At 60.2% G+C, this 19,200-nt stretch carries 15 protein-coding genes; 2 read left to right on the top strand and 13 right to left on the bottom strand.

Annotation, left to right across the window (positions count from 1 at the left end; all coding sequences use genetic code 11):
- Positions 1–110: 110 nt before the first annotated feature.
- Positions 111–1,631 carry a hypothetical protein gene (locus LHW45_03435; GenBank protein MCB5284629.1) on the top strand — a complete coding sequence of 507 codons (1,521 nt, stop codon included), beginning with the start codon at positions 111–113 and terminating at the stop codon, positions 1,629–1,631.
- Positions 1,632–1,850: 219 nt separating this feature from the next.
- A complete protein-coding gene (locus LHW45_03430) occupies positions 1,851–4,796 on the top strand; it encodes a T9SS type A sorting domain-containing protein (GenBank protein MCB5284628.1) in 2,946 nt (981 codons plus the stop codon).
- Positions 4,797–5,430: 634 nt separating this feature from the next.
- On the opposite strand, the gene LHW45_03425 is transcribed toward LHW45_03430, so the two are convergent.
- The 13 genes from LHW45_03425 to LHW45_03365 all read right to left on the bottom strand — a co-directional run.
- Positions 5,431–5,985 (bottom strand): nitroreductase family protein, encoded by a 555-nt coding sequence (locus LHW45_03425; protein ID MCB5284627.1) that lies wholly within the window; start codon positions 5,983–5,985, stop codon positions 5,431–5,433.
- Complete coding sequence (locus LHW45_03420) at positions 5,985–6,500, bottom strand: NTP transferase domain-containing protein (GenBank protein MCB5284626.1); 516 nt, start codon at positions 6,498–6,500, stop codon at positions 5,985–5,987. Before LHW45_03420 ends, LHW45_03425 begins: the two co-directional genes overlap by 1 nt.
- On the bottom strand, positions 6,487–7,938 hold the full coding sequence (locus LHW45_03415; GenBank protein MCB5284625.1) for a pyridoxal-phosphate dependent enzyme: 1,452 nt from the start codon (positions 7,936–7,938) through the stop codon (positions 6,487–6,489). Before LHW45_03415 ends, LHW45_03420 begins: the two co-directional genes overlap by 14 nt.
- A gap of 294 nt (positions 7,939–8,232) precedes the next feature.
- Complete coding sequence (locus tag LHW45_03410) at positions 8,233–8,682, bottom strand: GxxExxY protein (protein ID MCB5284624.1); 450 nt, start codon at positions 8,680–8,682, stop codon at positions 8,233–8,235.
- Positions 8,683–8,720: 38 nt separating this feature from the next.
- Positions 8,721–9,893 (bottom strand): knotted carbamoyltransferase YgeW, encoded by a 1,173-nt coding sequence (gene ygeW, locus LHW45_03405; GenBank protein MCB5284623.1) that lies wholly within the window; start codon positions 9,891–9,893, stop codon positions 8,721–8,723.
- 20 nt (positions 9,894–9,913) lie between these two features.
- Positions 9,914–10,375 carry a (2Fe-2S)-binding protein gene (locus LHW45_03400; protein ID MCB5284622.1) on the bottom strand — a complete coding sequence of 154 codons (462 nt, stop codon included), beginning with the start codon at positions 10,373–10,375 and terminating at the stop codon, positions 9,914–9,916.
- Positions 10,372–12,609, bottom strand: a complete 2,238-nt coding sequence (locus LHW45_03395; protein MCB5284621.1) for a xanthine dehydrogenase family protein molybdopterin-binding subunit — start codon at positions 12,607–12,609, stop codon at positions 10,372–10,374. Before LHW45_03395 ends, LHW45_03400 begins: the two co-directional genes overlap by 4 nt.
- Positions 12,602–13,630: a dihydroorotase family protein gene (locus LHW45_03390; protein ID MCB5284620.1), complete on the bottom strand. Its 1,029-nt coding sequence runs from the start codon at positions 13,628–13,630 to the stop codon at positions 12,602–12,604. Before LHW45_03390 ends, LHW45_03395 begins: the two co-directional genes overlap by 8 nt.
- Positions 13,617–14,771: a threonine synthase gene (gene thrC / locus LHW45_03385; protein ID MCB5284619.1), complete on the bottom strand. Its 1,155-nt coding sequence runs from the start codon at positions 14,769–14,771 to the stop codon at positions 13,617–13,619. The genes LHW45_03390 and thrC overlap by 14 nt, the downstream gene beginning before the upstream one ends.
- A complete protein-coding gene (locus tag LHW45_03380) occupies positions 14,768–15,961 on the bottom strand; it encodes a YgeY family selenium metabolism-linked hydrolase (protein MCB5284618.1) in 1,194 nt (397 codons plus the stop codon). Before LHW45_03380 ends, thrC begins: the two co-directional genes overlap by 4 nt.
- Before the next feature lie 242 nt (positions 15,962–16,203).
- A complete protein-coding gene (locus tag LHW45_03375; protein MCB5284617.1) occupies positions 16,204–16,644 on the bottom strand; it encodes a transposase in 441 nt (146 codons plus the stop codon).
- Positions 16,645–17,209: 565 nt separating this feature from the next.
- On the bottom strand, positions 17,210–18,538 hold the full coding sequence (gene ssnA, locus LHW45_03370; protein ID MCB5284616.1) for a putative aminohydrolase SsnA: 1,329 nt from the start codon (positions 18,536–18,538) through the stop codon (positions 17,210–17,212).
- Between the two features lie 476 nt (positions 18,539–19,014).
- Positions 19,015–19,200, bottom strand: a 186-nt coding sequence (locus LHW45_03365) for a hypothetical protein (GenBank protein ID MCB5284615.1), incomplete at its 5' end; no start/stop codon positions are given.

Below are 19,200 nucleotides of genomic sequence, written 5' to 3'. Positions count from 1 at the left end.
TATCTTCTCTGTTTTCCACAACATCAACCGAATTTGTTTTTCCCTCTGGCGAGGTTCTTTGGCTTTACCCCGCTGGAACAGGGCAAAATGCCAAGAGGAGTAAAAAAAAGATGAAGAGTTTGAGTTTGGTGCTTGTTTTGGCCTTGGCAGCAATGGGCATAAACGCGGCTGTTTACACGATTGGAGCAGGAACTGACGGCTTTAACAAAGCCCCGGTCGACGGTAACTACGAATATGGCTGGAGCAAGATGATCTATACCGCTGCGGAGATCAGCTCCGCCGGTCTGGATAGTGCCTCATACATTGCCGGGATGGGCTTCCAGCTTTACAATCCAGTATCCAACTGCAGCTTTACCCAGCAGCGGATATTTCTGCGACACACCGATCTTTCCGCTTATACAGGAAACATTGGCCCTGATAGCACTGGGTTCAGCCTGGTCTATGCTGGAGAGGTATCTTTTCGGGATGGGGATTGGCAGCAACTGGCCTTCACAGCTCCTTTTCAGTGGAACGGCAGCCAAAATATCGAGGTTCTTTGGAAAAACCTTGGAGGAAGCGCACCGGTTACAGCTCCGAAATTCAGATATACATCGACAGGTTCGGTGCTTAAACTGGCCTTTGCCGGAGTTAACGGATCCTTTCCCACTCAGAGTGCAGTTCCAGATCAACGGCGTCCCAATCTGCAACTGATCACGCCCATGCCTCCTTCACCAACTGTGGCGGTTTATCCCAGCGATGGAGGCTATGCTCTGCCAGGTTCGTGGTTGCTTTGGAAGAGCGGAGGCGGCTGCCCTACCTCTTATAACGTTCATTTTGGTACCGTTGATCCGCCGCCCTCGGTGAGCTCAGGGCAAACCAGCGCCTGGTATCAGCCGGAACTGGCAGCCGGAGAGACTTACCATTGGCAGATAGTTCCCTCCAATCCCAGCGGCAGTCCCGCGAGCGTTCCGTTGTGGAGTTTCCAGGTGCCGGAGGATGGTCAGTTGGCCGAGAGTTTTGAGACCGGGCTTCCTGGGGAGTGGACCAATCCAGGTGGTTGGTACTTTCCTCCAGATCAGTTTTATCCTTATCACGGCAGCCATTGCGCGCAGGTTTCAGCCGGAACGGCGGGGAACCTGCTGGGCACGCCCCTGCTGCAACTGACCATCTGCTCCACTTTGGAGTTCATGGCTCTGAGCCCGTCTGCACAAGGCAGCGCGGGGTTCAGGATAAAAAGATCAACCGACGGCACCAACTGGATCGAGGTGGCAACCTTGCCGGCCATCAGCGCCGCCAACGTCTGGCAGCGCTATGAGGTGGACCTGGCTGGCCTGGCGGGGCAGAGCTGCCATCTGGGGATAGAGGCTTATAACGCCGGGGGAGCGAGCAATCCTTTTGTCTTTCTGGACCAGGTGGTGGGGCCGCGTCCCGTGGGGGTGTATCCATCGCCGGAAGTGAGCATCAGCCTCCAGGGGTCTGAAGTTCTGCTGAGTTGGGAGGTTTTGGCCGGGGCCACCGGCTATCGGGTCTTTGCCGCGGACAGCCCGGATTCCTTTGGGGATGAGCCGCTGGCGGAGCTTGGGGCTGGCGCAACGGAATACGCCGTTTTCGCCGGGTCGGGGCGGTTTTTCCGGGTGACGGCCCGCTATTGAGCGTGGCCCTGCGATTGATCCGGGGGCGGGGGCAGTCCGCGCGAAGCATTTGCGCTAAAGCGGCGGGGAGGCGAAATATTCCTTGACAGCCAGGCGGGCGGCAAAGACAAGGGGTGGGGACGCCAGGCCCGCGGCTGGGGGGTGGGTTCAGGCCTTGCGGCAGGTCCGGAGGCCGCCGGGCCGCCTGGTTTTCCCCAATTTTGGCAGAGGAGCGAAAGGATGAGATCCACGGTGACGTGTGTGGCGCTGTTGGCGGCGCTGAGCTTGGTTTGGGCGGATCCGGCCTGGCCGCGGGAGGCGGTGGCGCGCGAGGGGCAGAGCCTGCTTTACGAAGGGGCGTCGGGGCGGGAACCGGGCGGCGGCGTGGTTTTGGCCTGGGCGCAGTCCTGGCAGGGCGAGAATTGCCTGCTGGTGAACAAGCTGGGCTCCGGTGGAGCGGAACTCTGGCCGGAGCCGGTGCTGGTGAAGGGCGGGCAGGACATCAAGAGCGGGGTGAAGCTGGCCGGAACCGCCGACGGCGGCCATTTCCTGTCCTGGCTGGAGGACACCCATCCCGGCCGCCAGCGGCTGAGGGCGCAGAAGCTGGGCGCGGACGGCGCTTTGCTGTGGAACCAGGAGGGGGTTTTGGTCTGCGAGGCTTTTTACAGCACGCCCGAGTGGCTGGTGGCGCCCAATCCGGAGGGGGGAGCCTGCCTCTTCGTGAACGCCTATCCCGGCTACGGCAACACTTCCCAGGCCTTTGGCTGCAACCTGAACGCCCAGGGCAGCGACGTCTGGGGCGCGAACCCGCCCACCATCACGCACAACGGCTACACGGTGCTGAACTCCCTGCTGGCCACCCCCGGCCACAATGGCCTGCTGCTGCTTTACCGGATCCTGGAAGGCCAGGGCGTCACCAACGTTTTCCGGCATTACAGCCCGGAGGGCGTGAACGATTGGGAGCTTTACTGCCAGCCCCAGCCCGGGGAATTTGGCGAACACCAGCTGCTGCCAGCCGGGCCGGACAAGGTGCTGGACCTGGCCCTGGCGGCGGAGGCCGACACGCGGATAAACATCCGCGCCCTATCTCTGCACACGGGCCAGTGGATCCCTGAAGAAGCTTCCGCCCTGGTGGTCAATTCCCTGCCGGCGGCGTCAGATTCGCGCTTCCAGGCCCTGCTCCGTCCGGACACCGGCACCCTCGCGATCCTGAGCGCCACCCGGCAGAACGAGGTATCAGTCCTCCGCGAGTTTCTGCTGGACGAAGGGCTGGCTCCCACCCTCAACCGCCATATATTCAGCACAGCGGACGCAGTGGACGACCTGGGCCAAAGCGCCGACGAGAGGGGAACGCTCCACTGCGCCTGGACGGAACAGGCTGGCTACGGCAGCGCCAGAGTGCTGAAGGCGCAGCTGCTGAACCTCGCGAACGGAGCCCTGATCTGGCCGGTGGGCGGCCTCACCCTCAGTCCGGCGCTGGAGGAAAGGTCCGGGGCCGGGATCCTGGCCACTGAGGCAGGGCTGCTGGCCATTTTTGCCGAAACCGGGAGCGAGACCACCAGCCTGAAACGCAGAGCATTCAACCGGGCCGGGGAGCCGCTGCTCACGCCTCCGCAGGAAATCTGCGCCACCGTCTGGAACGGCCACGCCTGGCCCTCCAGCTGCCTGAAGGTGGGAAACCACAGCGTGATCATCCATTCCGACAGCCGGAGCAGCACGGATCAACGCTATTATTACCAGCAACTTGACGCTTTGGGCCAGTTGGAACTGGAGCCCGGAGGCAGGCTGATCTGCTCCGGCGACGCCATGACAACGTTCGTGGACGCGCGGCCCCTGGGAGACACCGGTTTCACTGTGATCTATAAAAATGACGGCCTGTATCTGCAAAACCATGACCTGTCCGGCCACGCCCTCTTCCCGGGCGGCGGCATCCTGCTGGGCTTCCCAGCCTCCAACCGGGCCAGAATGGCTGTGTGCGAGGGAGACATTTACGTTGTTTGGACAGAACAGGACAATGGCGTTTACCGCGTGAAAGGCCAGCGGATCAGCGGCGGAGAGCTGATGTGGGGAACGGCGGGAGTGGTTTTGGCGGACGATCTGAGCCAGGCCCCGCGCGACTTGGGAGCGCCGGAGGGAAGGTATTTCACCTGGGCGGTGCGGAGCCAGCCCGGAACTTATCAGATCCGGGGCAAAAGGCTGGACGCCAACGGCCTGGAGCTGCCCGGCTGGAGTTCCGGGAGCAATCTGATCTTCAGCACCAGCGAGCTGAACGATCTGCTGGTGGCGGACGTGGCCCTCAGCGGAGCGGACCTGCTGATCTTCGCGGGAAGCTTCGCGTTGGAAAACTTTTACGCCCAAAGGGTGAACAGCGGGGGAGAATTGCCCTGGGGCGAGGCCGGAAGGCTGATCCACGCGGCACCTCACATGTACATGGGCTGCCTGGCTGAGGCCAGCGGAGTTTCGGTGGGCTATGGTTTTTTCGCCAACGGCAACCGGGGCGCCTATCTGCAAACCGTGGACCCCGGCGGCAACCTGCTCTATCCAGAACCCGGACTGCTGCTGGATGGCAACAACCTGCTGGCAGCGGGCTCCATGGACCTGGGCAGATTCGCGGACGGCGGGCTGCTGGTGGCCTGGAGCGGCAATTACAACCCGGATAACGACGACAACCTGGACCTCTGGTACCGCCGGCTGGAGCCCGGAGAACAGACCGGAGGCAAGCCGCTGCTGCTGGCGGGCGGGCCTTTCCGCCAGAACGCCCCCCTGATCGCCGGCTCCGGAGAAAACGACCTGACCCTCTGCTGGGCGGACGCCCGGGCCGGAGGCTCCTCGGTCCAGCCTCTCTGGGGAATCTACGCGCAGCAGTTTTCCGGCGGCGGCTCACCCACTCCACCGGAGCCGGATCTTCCCGGAGCGCTTGTGGTTAAGGCATGTTATCCCAACCCCTTCAGCCGGTCGGTTCAAATCAGCTGGTCCCAGCCCCGGAACCTGCCCGCCCACTGCTCCGTCTATAATATCCGCGGGCAACTCCTGAAACGCTTTCCCGCCGCGGAAGCCCGGGCCGGGGAACATCAGCTGGTCTGGAATGGTGACGATGACCAGGGGCGGGATGTGGGCTCCGGCATCCATCTCATCCGGCTGCAGTGCGGCAGCGAGATCCGGACGCGGAAGGTGCTGAGGCTGTAGGCCCCGGCCGCGGCAAGGCCGGGGGGAACCCCGGGGGAATGGGAATGCCGCAAAGAATAGGTCGCGGAAAAACGCGGAAACAGGGAAAACGGGATCAGAAAAAAGCAGGGGAATGGGAATGACGTGGGAATAGGTCACGGAAAAACGCGGAAACAGGGAAAACGGGTTCAGAAAAAAGAAGAAGAATGGGAGTGACGCTGAAGTCGGGCGGCGGGGGAGCAGCGGCTGCGGCAAGGCCGGGCATGCGCATTTCACACGGATTTACGTCTTCACGGATCCAAACATCCATCACCCAGCTTGAAAGCACGTCATTCCGGACGCAGGTGCTTCAGCGCCGGAGTTCCGGAATCCAGGTTTGGCGGGAATAGCCAGTCCCGGTCCCAGGTCAAGGCGGGGTCGATACAGACGCAGTCTGCATCGACACCCTCTGAGGGCATTACCCGGAAGGGCTGGATTCCGGGACCCCGCGTGCTGGCGCACGCTTCCCCGGAATGACAGAGCGGCTGAGTTTTCAGGGCAAGAGCGAAGGAACGGGATCCTGCTGGAGTCGATGCTCGCTGGCTCGCTCGACTCCAGCTTCACGACTCCAGCTTCACGACTCCAGCTTCACGACTCCAGCTTCACGACTTCGGCTTCAATCCTTGAAATAGGTGACGGTCTGGTCCAGCGGCAGGCGGTCCCGGCTGTTGGCAAAGTAACTGAGGGCCTTGGAGTAGATGGTTTTGCCTTCCGCGGGGTAACCCAGGGGCAGCAGGGCCACCACGCGCCATTTGGGCGGCAGCCGGAGGTATTTTTTCACCGCCGGCTCGCTGAAGGCGGCCAGCCAGCAGCTGCCCACGCCCCGGTTCCAGGCGGCCAACACCATCTGCTGCAAAGAGATGGCGGTGTCCACCAGATAGTAGTCCTGCCGGTTGACGCGCAGGTTTTTGCTGGAATCGGCGCAGGCCGCGATCAGGCAGGGCGCGTTGCGGATGAAGAGGTTCGAAAGCCCGATCAGGCCGCAGTTGAGGGCCAGTTTTTTCACCTGGGCGTTGTCGCGGAGGACCACATAACGCCAGGGCTGGCGGTTTTGGGCCGAGGGGGCGAGGCGTCCGGCCTGCAGGATCTCCCGCAAAATCTCATCCGGGATGGGATCGGGCAGGAAATCCCGCACGCTGTGGCGGCTGGCGAGCAATTCGGGCAGTTCCATCAGTTCTCCAAATCCTGGGGACGGTTAACGTTGCGCAGTATCTCCGGATCGTCCACCGGGACGTCGATCACGCTGCAGGCCCGGGAGCGGATGATGCCGGCCAGGCCTTGGCCAGCGTCGTCGGCAGCGAGGTCCAGCCAGGCCGGAATGATCACCGGATGCCCTGGCCTGCCCTGGCATGAGGGGCGGTAAACCGCGTCCGGATATGAATTCCAGGCCGCGCAAAGGGCTTGCACGGTTTCCGGCTTCACGCAGGGATGGTCCACCGGAAAGATGAGATAGCCTTTCACCCCGGGCGAGGCCAGTTCGCCAACGGCGTGGCGCAGCGTGGCCAGCATGTCCGGAGTGTTCAGGCCCTGGGCCACATACACATCCGAAACGCCCGCCGCGGCCAGCGTGGCGCGCACGCGGTCCAAAAAAGTGGAGTTGTCCAGGCCGGCCTCAGCTTTGGGGCCGCCAAAACGCTCACCTTTGCCGGCGGCGGGGATGATGGCCACGAGGTCAGGGCAGGGCATTGAACTCCTCGATGGCCTGGTCGAGCTCGTCGAGGTTGTCCTCAAAGGTCTCGGTCCAGTAGGCCGGATCGTCCCACTGGCGCAGGATCTCCTCGTAGGTTTTGCCCTGCTGCTCCACCCAGGTGTAATACTTGAGGTTGTGGACGCGCTTCTTTTCGGTGAAGGTGAGTTCCAGGAAGTTGTCGGTCTGCTGGCAGTTGAGGGCGGCCTCGCGGTCCAGCGCGGCCTGCAGCGGGGTGTAGGCGCCCTTGAGGGCTTGCTGCTCCACGATCCTGGACTGGTAGAGCTCGGCGGAGTCCGTGAAGACGGTGAAAATGATGTCATCCCCGGTGTACTCGAAGTATTTGGCGTGTTTGATGCAGGCCAGCAGGTTGCCGATGGAGGAAATGCCCAGCAGGGGCAGGTTTTTCACCACGTTCTCAGGCACGCCTTCGCGGACGAGGAACTCATGTCCGGCGGGTTCGTTGAAGAGGCGCAGCAGCCGCATACAGTCTTCATCGCGGATGGCGGCAACGGCGTCGGTGTTGCGCACGTTGTGCACCCAGGGCACATGTTTGTCGCCGATGCCTTCGATGCGGTGCCCGCCAAAGCCGTTGTTGAGCAGGGTGGGGCATTCCAGGGCCTCGGCGGCGGTGGTTTTCATGAGGGGGAAGCGCTTTTTGAGGAAATCCCCGGCGGCGATGGTGCCGGCGCTTCCGGTGGCGCTGATATAGGCGCTGAAGCGGTTTGAGGGTGTTTTCACCAGGTCCCAGACCTCGCTGAGGGCGTCGCCGGTAACGTGGTAGTGCCAGAAGGGATTGCCGAATTCGTCGAACTGGTTGAGGATGAAGTTGTGGGGATCGGCGCGCAGTTCGTGGCATTTGTCGAAGATCTCCTTCACGTTGGATTCGCAGCCCGGGGTGGCGATCACCTCAGCGCCGATCTCGCGCAGCCAGGTGAAGCGTTCCTGGCTCATCTCCTCGGGCAGGATGGCCACCGCGGGACAGGCCAGCAGGGCGCAGTCGAAGGCGCCGCCGCGGCAGTAGTTGCCGGTGGAGGGCCAGACGGCCTTGTCGAACTCGGGATCGAACTCGCCGCTGGCCAGGCGCGGGGCCATGCAACCGTAGGCGGCGCCGACCTTGTGGGCTCCGGTGGGGAAATATTTTCCCACCAGGCCGATGATCCGGGCCGGGACGCCGGTGACGGAGGAAGGCAGCTCAAAATAGTCCGGTGGGCCAAAGAGGCCGGTCTCGATGTCGTTTTTCCAGGTGATGCGGAAGAGATTGAGGGGGTCGATGTCCCAGAGGCCGATGGGCTGCAGCCTTTGCTTGATGGCGTCCGGGATGGTCTCGGGGAACATCTGCTGGCGGATGGTGGGCAGGATGATGCCGCGCTCTTTGCAGCGGCGGGCGTTCTTTTTGATCACTTCGGGGTTTTTGTGGGTTATCAGCTTGGGCATTTATACTCCTATTATTTTTTTCAACACAGAGAAAAGCAGAGTTTGGCAGAGAAAAGCAGAGATCATGGCAATCAAGCGATCCTGTCAGTTTGTGTCTTGCTCATCTTGTTTAGGTTCTGAGCATATCGTCAAGTTTTTTCAGCACAGAGAAAAGCAGAGTTTGGCAGAGAAAAGCAGAGATCATGGCAATCAAGCGATCCTGTCAGTTTGTGCCTTGCTCATCTTGTTTAGGTTCTGAGCATGTCGTCAAGTTTTTTCAACACAGAGAAAAGCAGAGTTCTAAAGAACATTTTTTTAAAGCTGCGGCTTGGATTGCATCAGCAAACTCTGGTCATGCTCGGTTAGTTTACCGTGATTCAATCTCATCCTGATGATCCCCTCTTTAAGCAGGCTGACATTAAAGTTGATCAACAAGCCAAGCTCAATATTGCTCAAAGCCATGTAGGACATCAGCTGAGCCTCGTATATGGGCAACATTTCCCTGACAGATTTCAGCTCCAGAATTACAGAATCTTCAACTACATAGTCAGCCCTTAACTTGGTGCTGAACACTTCTCCCTTGTACATCAAGGGAACGAATACCTCTCTTTTGAAATTGATGTTACGCAAACTGAACTCACGGGAAAGGCAATCGGAATAGATGGATTCGAGCAATCCCGGACCCAAAAACTTATGTACTTCGATACAAGCGCCGATTATTTTCCAGCTCAGTTTGTTCAATTCATCTTCTGTAAATGCTTTCATGCTCTGCTTCTCTCTGTCCATCTCTGCTTTTCTCTGTGCTAAAGAAAAGATTCCAGTTTCGCAGCGAGTTCGCGCACCTTGGCCGTGAAGATCATGGCCGCGATCACGAAGGGTTTGTACCCCGCTTCCTGATAGGTGTGCAGGCGATAACGTTCGAAGACGGACCCGGCCACCTCGCCCCGGGCGCAGCTGACGCCGGAGATGTCGGCTGGGAGGCAGTGTTCGTAGAGGGCGTTGCCGCCTTTGGTGAGCTTCATCCGCGCTTCCGTGCACTCCCAGTCCGCGTGGCGGGCGTTTTCGGCCAGGCAGTGCCGCTCCAGGGCCTTCAGACCTTCACGGTCGCTTTGTTTGAGCAATCTGGTGCGCTCTTGCATCACGGTCATCGGCGCCCAGGATTTGGGATAGACCACATCGGCGTCCTTAAAGGCGTCGTCCATGTTGTGCGTGATGCGGAACGAGCCGCCGCTTTCCCTGGCGAACCGGCTCGCGGAATCCACCGTTTCCGGCAGCAGGCCGTAGCCTTCGGGATGGGCCAGAACCACGTCCATGCCGAAGCGGCCCATGAGGTTGATCACGCCCTGCGGCACGGAGAGCGGTTTGCCGTAGGAAGGAGAATAGGCCCAGCTCATGGCGAGTTTTTTGCCTTTCAGATTTTCGAGGCCGCCGAAATAGTCCTTCAGCTTGAGCAGGTCGGCCAGGCTCTGGGTGGGATGGTCGAGGTCGCACTGCAGATTCACGAGGGTGGGGCGCTGGGCCAGAACGCCCTGTGTAAAGGACTCTGTGACCGCGTCCGCCACCTCCAGCATGTAGGAATGGCCCTCGCCGGGGTACATGTCGTCGCGGATGCCGATCACTTCGGTGAGAAAGGAGATCATGGCGGCGGTTTCGCGCACCGTTTCGCCGTGGGCGATCTGGGATTTCACCTCGTCGAGCTCGGACAGCGCCAGGCCCAGGCCGTTCACAGCGGAGGCAAAGCTGAAGCGGGTGCGGGTGCTGTTGTCGCGGAAAATGGAGATGGCCAGGCCGTAATCGAAGATGCGCCAGGGCTTCTTCTCTTTATGCAGCAGCTGGAGGATCTCCGCCACCAGCATCACGGCTTGGAGGTCGTCCCGGCTGTGTTCCCAGGTGAGCAGGAAATCTTTGCCGTAGCGGTCTGGGCGCAGGCTCTCCAGTTCCCGCAGGCGGTTCTTGATGGCTTCGATGTTGTTCATGATTGCCTCTTATGCGTTTATCAAGATGGTTTGGTCATGCTTTGGGCGGCCAGCAGCACGGCGTCGATGATCTGCTGATAGCCGGTGCAGCGGCAAAGGTTGCCTTTGAGGGCCTGGCGCGCCTCGGCCCGCGTGGGATGGGGGTTTTTGGCCAGCAGGGCATAGGTGGCGAGAACCATGCCCGGCGTGCAAAAGCCGCACTGGATGGCGCCGGCGTCGAGAAAGGCCTGTTGGATGGGGTGCAGTCCGCCGTCCGGGGCCCGAACTCCTTCGATGGTGAGGATATCCGCGCCTTCCACGTCCTTCAGTTTCAGCCGGCAGGAACGCTTCGGCTCGCCGTTCACCAGCACGGTGCAGGAGCCGCAGACGCCGATGTCGCAGCCAATCTTGGTGCCGGTGAGGTCCAGGTCCTCACGCAGCCAGGCGGAGAGCTTCCGGTCGGGGTCGTAATCCAGATATTCAGTCCCGTTTACCCTGATCATGGTTTCATCCTTATGGGAAGATGGTTAAACCTTTGTCCGGTTGCCCGATAGACAGCATTGGCGATGGCCGGTGCCAGCAGTTCGTTGGTGGGCTCGCCGATGCCCTTGGCGCCGGAAGGTGAGGTGGGGTCGGGGTTTTCCACGATGATGGCGGTCATCTCCGGCAGGTCGGTGCTCCGCACCAGGCGGTAGTTGTGCAGGTTGGTGGGTTTGGGAGTGCCGTTTTCGCAGGCGCAGTCCTCGAACAGCGCGTAGCCTGTGGCCATGGCCAGGCCGCCGTAGAACTGGCCTTTCACCAGGGCGGGATTGACAGCCTTGCCCACATCGTGGGCGGCCACGATGTTTAAAAGCGTGACTGCTTTGGTGGCTGGGTCCACTTTCAGTTCCACCGCTTGGCAGCCATAAACCCATGTGAAATAAGCGTTACCCTGCCCGGTATCTTCATCCCAGCTTACCCGCGGGGCTTGGAACACGCCAAAGGCATGGGGATAGATCTGATGGTTGTAGCAAAGCCGGATCGCCTCGTTCCAGGGGATCAAAACCTGCCCGGCGGCATTCACCAGGTTCTGTTCACTGAAACCGGCAACGTCCAGTCCCCGCAGGTCCCGCATGGCCTCGATAATGATGTCTTTGAGTATCTTGCAGGCGTTGACCGTGGCTCCACCGCCCATGATGGTACCGCGCGAAGCGACGGTGGTGCCGCCGTCCGGGATGTTGGCCGTGGAGGGCATCCGGTAGCGGATCCGCTCCACAGGCAAACCCAACTGTTCGGAGGCCAGCAGGATCATGGCGGATTCGGAGCCCTGGCCGTTTTCGTGAATGCCGGTCTCGATCAGCACCGAGCCGTCCGGCTGCACGTTGATGATGGCGGAATTGACGTCCGTGCCTTCCGCTCCGAGGCTCATGCCGCGATAGCTGAGGGCGAGGCCGATGCCGTACCATTCATCTTTATCAGGATCACCGAAGGAGCAGGTTTTGCGTTTGTGCTCATAATCGATCTCTTTCAAGACGGCGTCCATAACCTGCCGCAGCGAAACCACATGGGTGTCCAGCACCTGGCCGGTGACGGTGGTGGAACCCTGTTTAACCATATTACGGCGGCGGAATTCCAGCTCGTCGAGGCCGCACTTATCAGCCGCTATCTCCACCAGTTGTTCGATGGCAAAATTCACCTGCGGCGAGCCGAAACCGCGCATGGCGCCGCTGAAAACGTTGTTGGTATAGACCCCGAAGACGTCGCAGTGAACGTTTGGAACTTCGTAACAGCCGCAGCATTGCACCGTGGAACGCCATGTCACCCAAGGGGTTACGCTGCAATAAGCGCCGCCGTCAGCCACCATCCTCACCTTGACGGAACGGATCAATCCATCACGGCTTAAGCCCATGCGGTACTGCAGCTTGTAGGGATGGCGCTTGTAGCTTTCGCGCAGGCTCCCTTCGCGGCTGAGGGTGAGCTTCACCGGACGCCGCAGCAGCCAGGCGCAGAGCGCGGCCCGGGCGCAGGTGAGCGCCGCGGTGTCGTCCTTGCCGCCAAAACCGCCGCCCATGGGAATGGTGCGCACCTCCACATCCTTGAGTTCCAGGCCCAAAGTGGAGGCCACGAAACGCCGGGTGGAAAAGGGATGCTGCATACTGCCGAAAACTTCCATCACGCCGTCCGGCCGCAGCTGGCAGAGCGCGGTTTCCGGCTCCAGATAGGCGTGCTCGATCCTCTGAGTGGAGAATTCCTCTTCGATGACAAAATCCGCTTCCTGTTCAGCGCTGGCCACGTCTCCGCGCCGCACCCGGTGGTGGTTGGCGATGTTGGAGCCGTGGAAGGGATGCAGGATCTCCGCCTCCGGTCTCAGCGCGGCTTCGGGATCCAGGATCGGGGTCCGGGGCTCCAGATCCACCTTCACAAAAGGAATGGCGGCCATCGCCTGGGCGCGGGTGGCGGCCACGATCAGGGCCAGCACGTCACCGGTGGAATTGATGTCCTCGCCGGCGAGGGTGGGATAGTCTTTGATGATCTGGCCAAAGCGTTGGTTGCCGGGGATGTCTTGGGCGGTAAAAACCGCCACCACACCCGGCTGTTTCAGGGCTTCAGCGGCATCGATGGAGAGCAGCCTGGCCCGCGGCAGTTCGCTGTAAATCGGCACCGCGTGCAGCAGTCCCGGCAGTTTAAGGTCATCGGTATAGCGCGCCCGGCCGGTCACTTTGGCTTGGGCGTCGTTGCGCCAGGCTGGTTCATTCATGGTCTGTCCTTCCCAAAAGTTGTTCCAAGCTGTATGTTGCTGGATTGATATAACCCATAAGTTCTGCCGGACGCCGGCAGCAGAGATCCAGCAAGGCGTCCAGTCCGATCAAATCCTGCTCCACCAAGAGGTCAAACGTTGACGGGAACAGGCTGGCCAGCCCCGGAAGGCCCATCGGCACCATTGCCGGAGTGTCTTGATAGCGGTCTTTGTCGGCCGGTCTGAAGGGGCAGTGGTCGCTGGCGATGAGATCGAAGAATCCGTCCTGCAGCAGTTCCACCAGCAGGCCGCGGCTGTCCTCGGAACGCAGTGGCGGCGTGCAGAGCCAGCGGTGCCCGTCTGGTTCCTTCAGCTTGTCCGCGTTGTAAAGCAGATAATGCGGCGCGGTTTCACAGGTGATGCGGGGATTGTGCCGTTTGGCCGCGGCGATCAGCAGGGCCGCCCCGGGGGTGGAAACGTGGACTATGTGCACGGGATGAACGTGTTTCACGGCCAGGTCCAGCACCCGTTCCACGGCGATGTACTCAGCCAGTTCGGGACGCCGCAGCGTGTGGTCCCAAGCCGTTTTGAAAGGATGGGCGGCACTGGTTTGGGCGATCACGGCATCGTCCTCGCAGTGGACCAGGACGCGGGCCTTCAACTGGCCCAGGTCTTCCATCCAGCGGCCTATTTCCTGGCAGGACTTGTAGATGCCCGCCTGCTTGTAGGTGGTGTAAAACTTGAGGTCGCAGCCTTCCCGCAGCAAAGGCTCCACCTCCTTCAGTTCAGCTGCCACCGGGGTGAGATGCCACTGCACATGGCCTTCAAAGTGTTGCGCGGCATCGGCTTGCATGCGCCGGAGTTTGTCCGTGAGGGGAATACCCGGCTCTTCGGTGACGAAGGCGCCGATGGCGGCCACTCCGGTTTTTTTGGCCAGGCGGTCCAAGGCGGCGAAATCGTCGCGCAGATCGAGGCCGCCGATCTTTTCGCCCACGTGGACGTGGAAGTCGCAGATCCCGGGATAAAGCTCAGCTGACGGCATTGATATCCTTCAAACCGTGTCCGGTGATCAGCAGTACCACCCTGTCGCCAGGCGCGATCCAGCCCTGGCCGAGGGCGCCCTGCAATCCGGCCAGCACCGCCGCGGAGGAGGGTTCAGCGAAGATCCCGGCCTGCCGGGCCAGTTCTATCTGGGCTTGCAGGATCTGGCCGTCACTCACGCGGATGGCCTTGCCGCGGGTTTCATTGAGAGCACGGACGGCCCAATTCGCGTTCGAGGGTGTCTTCACTGAGATCGAATCCGCCATGGTGAAGGGATTGGCCGCATCTCGGTAACTTCCACTCTCCCAATAGGATGTGATGGCGTCGGAACTGGCGGCCTGCACCGCCAGCAGCCGGGGCAGGCTGTCCGTGAGGCCGGCCCTCCGCAGATCTACCCAGGCTTTGTGGATCCCGGCCAGGATCACGCCGTCGCCGACGGGGACCACGATCCAGTTCGGAACCGCGCCCAGTTGGAGGAAGATCTCCAGTCCGGCACTCTTCTTTCCCTCGATGGTGAGCGGATTGTAGGCCGTGTTGCGGTTGAGGCAGGCATGGCAGGCTGAATACTCCAGGGCCGCGGCGAAGGCGGCGTCGTAAGTGCCTGCCACGCTGTGCAGTTCGGCTCCGTGAACCCGGATCTGGGCCAGTTTGGCGGCCGGGGCGTTTGCCGGAACGAAGATCACGGCCTGTTTGCCCGCCGCCGCGCAGAGGCAGGCCAGCGAGGAAGCGGCGTTGCCGGTGGAGGCGCAGACCAGTTCATTCATCCCCAGGCGGATGGCGTCCGCCACCACCAGTTCGGAGGCGCGGTCTTTGAAGGAGCCGCTGGGGTTGAGGCTGTCGTTCTTGATGTAAAGCTCTGGCAGATTAAGGCTTGTGGCCAAACGTTCGGGCCGGAACAGCGGTGTGTTGCCCACCGGCAGGGGTGGATAATACCCGGGAGGGAGCACACTGAACAGCTGCGGGTCCGGCTGGGCCAGCCAGGCTTCTCGCAGCGCGGGATAGTCGAAAATCGCCTCCAGCACTCCCGGCAGCGGAATTCCCGGCGCGTAGTCCCTGGCGCAGTCCGGACAGAGGTAGCGGACCTCGTCGAGGGCGAATTCCCGCCCGCAATCAGTGCAGCGCCAGTGGCTGAAATGGCTCATTGGTTGAGTTGGTGCACCAGGGCGGCGTAAAAGGCCGCGGCTTTGGTGAGATGCTCGATGGGGGTGGCTTCGTTGGGCGCGTGGGCGTAGATTTCGTTGCCCGGACCCAGTCCGAGGCAGGGAATGCCGTGCAGTCCGGCGATGGCCACGCCGTTGGTGGAAAAGGTCCATTTATCCACTTTGGGAGCGCGTCCGAGGGTCTTGGCGTAAGCCTCCTCCGCGGCTTGCAGCCAGGGCGATTCCGGCGGCGTGACCCAGGTGGGGAAATACTTTTCGGTGGGATAAACCAGACCGGTGAAGGCGGCTTCGTTGTAAGTGAGCACCTCGATCTCGGCGTCCGCGACCCCGGCCAGATCGCAGGCTTCGCGCACCTCGGCGATCGCGCTGTCCTTGGTTTCGCCCCAGGTGAGGCGGCGGTCCAGATGGACGCGGGCGCTGTCCGGCACCGCGCATTGCGAGGGCCCGGTGAAGTAAACTTCTGTAACGCAGATGCTTCCCTTGCCCAAAAACTCGTCGAAACGCAGCCGTTCGTGCAGCTTCTCGATCTCCAGGGCCACGCGGCTGATCTTGTAGATGGCGTTGTCGCCCCGTTCCGGCGCGGAACCGTGGCAGGAAAGGCCTGGCACGCGCACCTGCATTTCCATGCGCCCGCGGTGTCCGCGATAGATGTTCATATTGGTGGGTTCCGTGATCACAACCAGTTCCGGCACGATCTTGTCCTCGCGGATGATGTATTGCCAGCACAGGCCGTCGCAGTCTTCCTCCATCACGGTGCCGGTGAACCAGATGCTGAATTTCTCGTTCAGGCCCAAATCCTTGATGATCCTGGCGGCGGTGAGCATCGAAGCCATGCCGCCTTCCTGGTCCACGGAGCCGCGGCCCCAGACCTGGCCGTCTTTCACGTGGGCGTCGAAGGGATCAAAATCCCAAAGCTTTAGGTCGCCAGGATAGACGGTGTCGATGTGGGCGTCGAAGGCCAACACCCTGTCGCCGTCGCCGATGCGGCCCAGCACGTTACCCAGGGGGTCGATGAATGCCTCGTCAAAACCGGCTGCTTGCATTTCACCCAAAATATATTCCACCACTTCCTTTTCCTTGGTGGAAAAAGCCGGAATGCGCACCATGTCCAGCAGGTAGCGCACGCTTTCGGATTCGTAAGCCTTGGCCTGGCTTAAGATCTTGTCATACATTGTTTAATCTCCTTGTGATCATGGCTTGGTTGGCTTTGATCCCAGGGTGCAGCGCAGCGGAACCCTGGGTCCAGGGATACACGCGTAACAAACAACCCCGCAGGGGTGACACATTTGAAACCATGGCACCGGTCGAGGTCCATCCCGCAGGGATGAAACATCTTAGCCCAGGGTGCAGCGCAGCGGAACCATGGGTCATAGGTTCACGCCTGTGATATTTAACCCCGCAGGGGTGATACGAATCATTCATCCTGAAACCAATCCTCACCGATATCTGCTTGTCCAAGCTTCGCAAAATATGTCTTCATCTCAGACTCGAAGGTACACGTCTTGTGATGCTCTTTCTGATTTTCAATATACTTTTTCACAAAGGGGATATTGGTATGGCTCACACTGAAGGCGGCGTATCCTTCCTGCCACTGCATTCTGCCTTTGCCTTGCGCGTTGAACCACTTGGAGGAATTGCTTTTAATGGTCCTCACAAAGTCCGCGATGGACATATCGCGCGGCAGATAACAGAGAATATGGATATGGTCCTCGGTGCCGTTGATGGCCACAGAATGGCCGTTCTGATTGGTTATGATGCCGTTTATGTAGGGATGGAAAGAATCGTTCAAATACCTCCCATGCCTCTTCAGACCGAAGATTATGTGCACTGACAGTTGACATAATGAGTGTGCCATGTTAGTTCAAGGTGTCGCCCCTGCGGGGCTTTTTTTCTTCTTCATCGCCTTGTGATCCCAGGGTTTCGCTGCGCTGCACCCTGGGCTAAATTGTACCGCCCCTGCGGGGCTTTTGTCTTTCTTCATTGTCATATGATCCCATTTATCCCAGGGTTTCGCTGCGCTGCACCCTGGGCTAAATTGTATCGCCCCTGCAGGGCTTTTGTCTTTCTTCATTGTCATATGATCCCATTTATCCCAGGGTTTCGCTGCGCTGCACCCTGGGCTAAATTGTACCGCCCCTGCGGGGCTGCTTTTTCCTGTTCTCATCATTACATATCCCCGATCATCGGAGGCCCATCCCGCAGGGATGGAACAACTTAGCCCAGAGTGGAGCGCAGCGGAACCCTGGGTCCAAGGATACAAACGAAACCTAAAACCCCGTAGGGGTGACACATTTGAATTCATGGAATCAATCGAGGCCCATCCCGCAGGGATGAAACATCCTGGTCCAGGGTGCAGCGCAGCGGAACCATGGGTCAAAGGATCCTTCCCAAAACCTGTAAACCCGCAGGGGTGACACATCTTAAAACCTATCCCAGAGGGCAGTTGCCAGTTCGCGGGACTTGGCCCGGACCTCTGTTTCATCCACGCCCAAGGTCAGTTGGCCGTTCCACATCAGCGTTTGGCCGGCGCAGATGGTGGTATCCACCCGGGCTTGGGAAATGCCGTAGATCAGGTGTCCGATCCAGGTTTCCGCGTTCAGCGGGGTGTGCGGTTCGTAATCCACCCAGATGAGGTCGGCGGGGCTGCCGTCGGCGATCACGCCGTGGCCTGGCCCCCAGTATTTCTGCGCGATGAGGGGGTTGTTGAAAAGCAGGGTGGAGGCGATCTCCATGAAACCCGCGCCGGGGTTTTGCTGTCTCAGATGCTGGGCCCAGAGTCCCACCCGCAGTTCCTCCAGCATGTTCACCGTCATGGCGTCCGTGCCCAGGCCAACCGTGATGCCGAGTTCCGCCATTTTGCAAACGTCAGCGATGCCCACGGCGTTGTTCAGGTTGGATTGCGGGTTGGTGACGATCGCGGCGCCGGCATCCGCCACCAGCATCATTTCGCGGGCGTTCAGATGCACCCCGTGCGCCAGGATGCTGTCTTCATTCACCAGTCCGAAGTCGCAAAGCCGCTCCACCACGCGTTTGCCGTGGTGCCGGATGTTGTAAAGTTCGTCGGATTCAGCTTCCGCGGCGTGGATGTGGGTGCCGCAGCCGAGTTTTTGCACCCAGTCGGCGATCTGGCCCAAGGTCTTGTCGCTGAGCGTGAAAGCCGCGTGCATGCCGAAGAGGCCCTTAAGGCCGGGCTCCGGATCGGCCTGCATGCGCATCAGCCAATCCACGTTTTCCTGGATCCCCTTTTGGCAAATGGCCTCGCCGTCGCGATCCGAAACTTCATAACAGAGTGAGCCGCGAATCCCCGCTTCTTTAAGCGCTTTGGCGATCAGGGCCAGGGAACCCGGCACGGTGTGGGGGCTGGCGTGATGGTCGATCACGGTGGTGCAGCCATGCCGGATGGCGGAAAGGGCCGAAACCAGCGCGCTGATGTAAATGTCTTCCGCCAGCAGCTTTTTGTCCAGCCGCCACCAGAGATTGGCCAGCACGGCATTGAAATCCTTGGCCGGCGCGGCTTTGCCCAGTCCCGTCACCAACGTGCTGTAAAAATGGTGGTGCGCGTTGATCAGCCCGGGCATCACGATCTTGCCGCTGGCGTCCACGCGCTCGCAGTGCAGCAGGGAAAGTTCAGCGTCGGGAGCCACGCGGATGATCCTGCCATCCTGCACCAGAATGGCCTCGTCGTGCAGAACGGGCCGCTCGGGAGCAAAAGTGAGAATGGTCCCGCCTGTGATGATGTATGGTTTCATCGGCTTCAACCTCTTGAAATTTAATGTAACAAACAATGAAATAAAGGCCGCCGGTTTCTGTCAATCAGAAATCTCCAGAGGTGGCCAGCCCCGCATTTCCAGAACCCGGCCAGACCCAGGAAAACCCCAAGGTGAACAAAACTGCGGGACAGAGCTTCAGAGGCTGACGCAACCCGTATCTCGGCCGGTCGCGCGCGGAAGCCGCGGACCCCAGGGCGGAAACGCTTGCGGATTTCGACCTTGACAGCCTGTCCTCATCCAACCCACGTTCCAGATATACAGCTTGTTCCTGATCGATGAACATCACAGGCGGCATCCGGGATGGATCAGGTTTCCGCGTTGACCAAACTCCATCTTCCGTTACTCCGCGCCCCGGTTGTTTTCATTGGCTTTAGGTAATATATCCGGTATTTTTGTGACAGATACCAGGTATAAACACGTTCGGCTCCCAATATCAATACGGTATCAATACGGAATCAATACGGATGAAATCCGTATTGATTCCGTATTGATACCGTATTGATATTGGGAGGGTTGTCTCGTCCTAAAAAAGTTGACACATCCATCAACTTAAAGGAGTGAGAAAAATGGAAGACAAGAAACCCGTAAATCGTTACAGCATGGCTTTCAAATTGCGTGTTGTGGATGATGTCGAAAGTGGT

The organism is Candidatus Cloacimonadota bacterium, from assembly GCA_020532085.1.
Classification (GTDB): Bacteria; Cloacimonadota; Cloacimonadia; order Cloacimonadales; family Cloacimonadaceae; genus Syntrophosphaera.
Note: the sequence above shows the minus strand (reverse complement) of the source record. Positions and strands in the feature narration are given on the sequence as shown.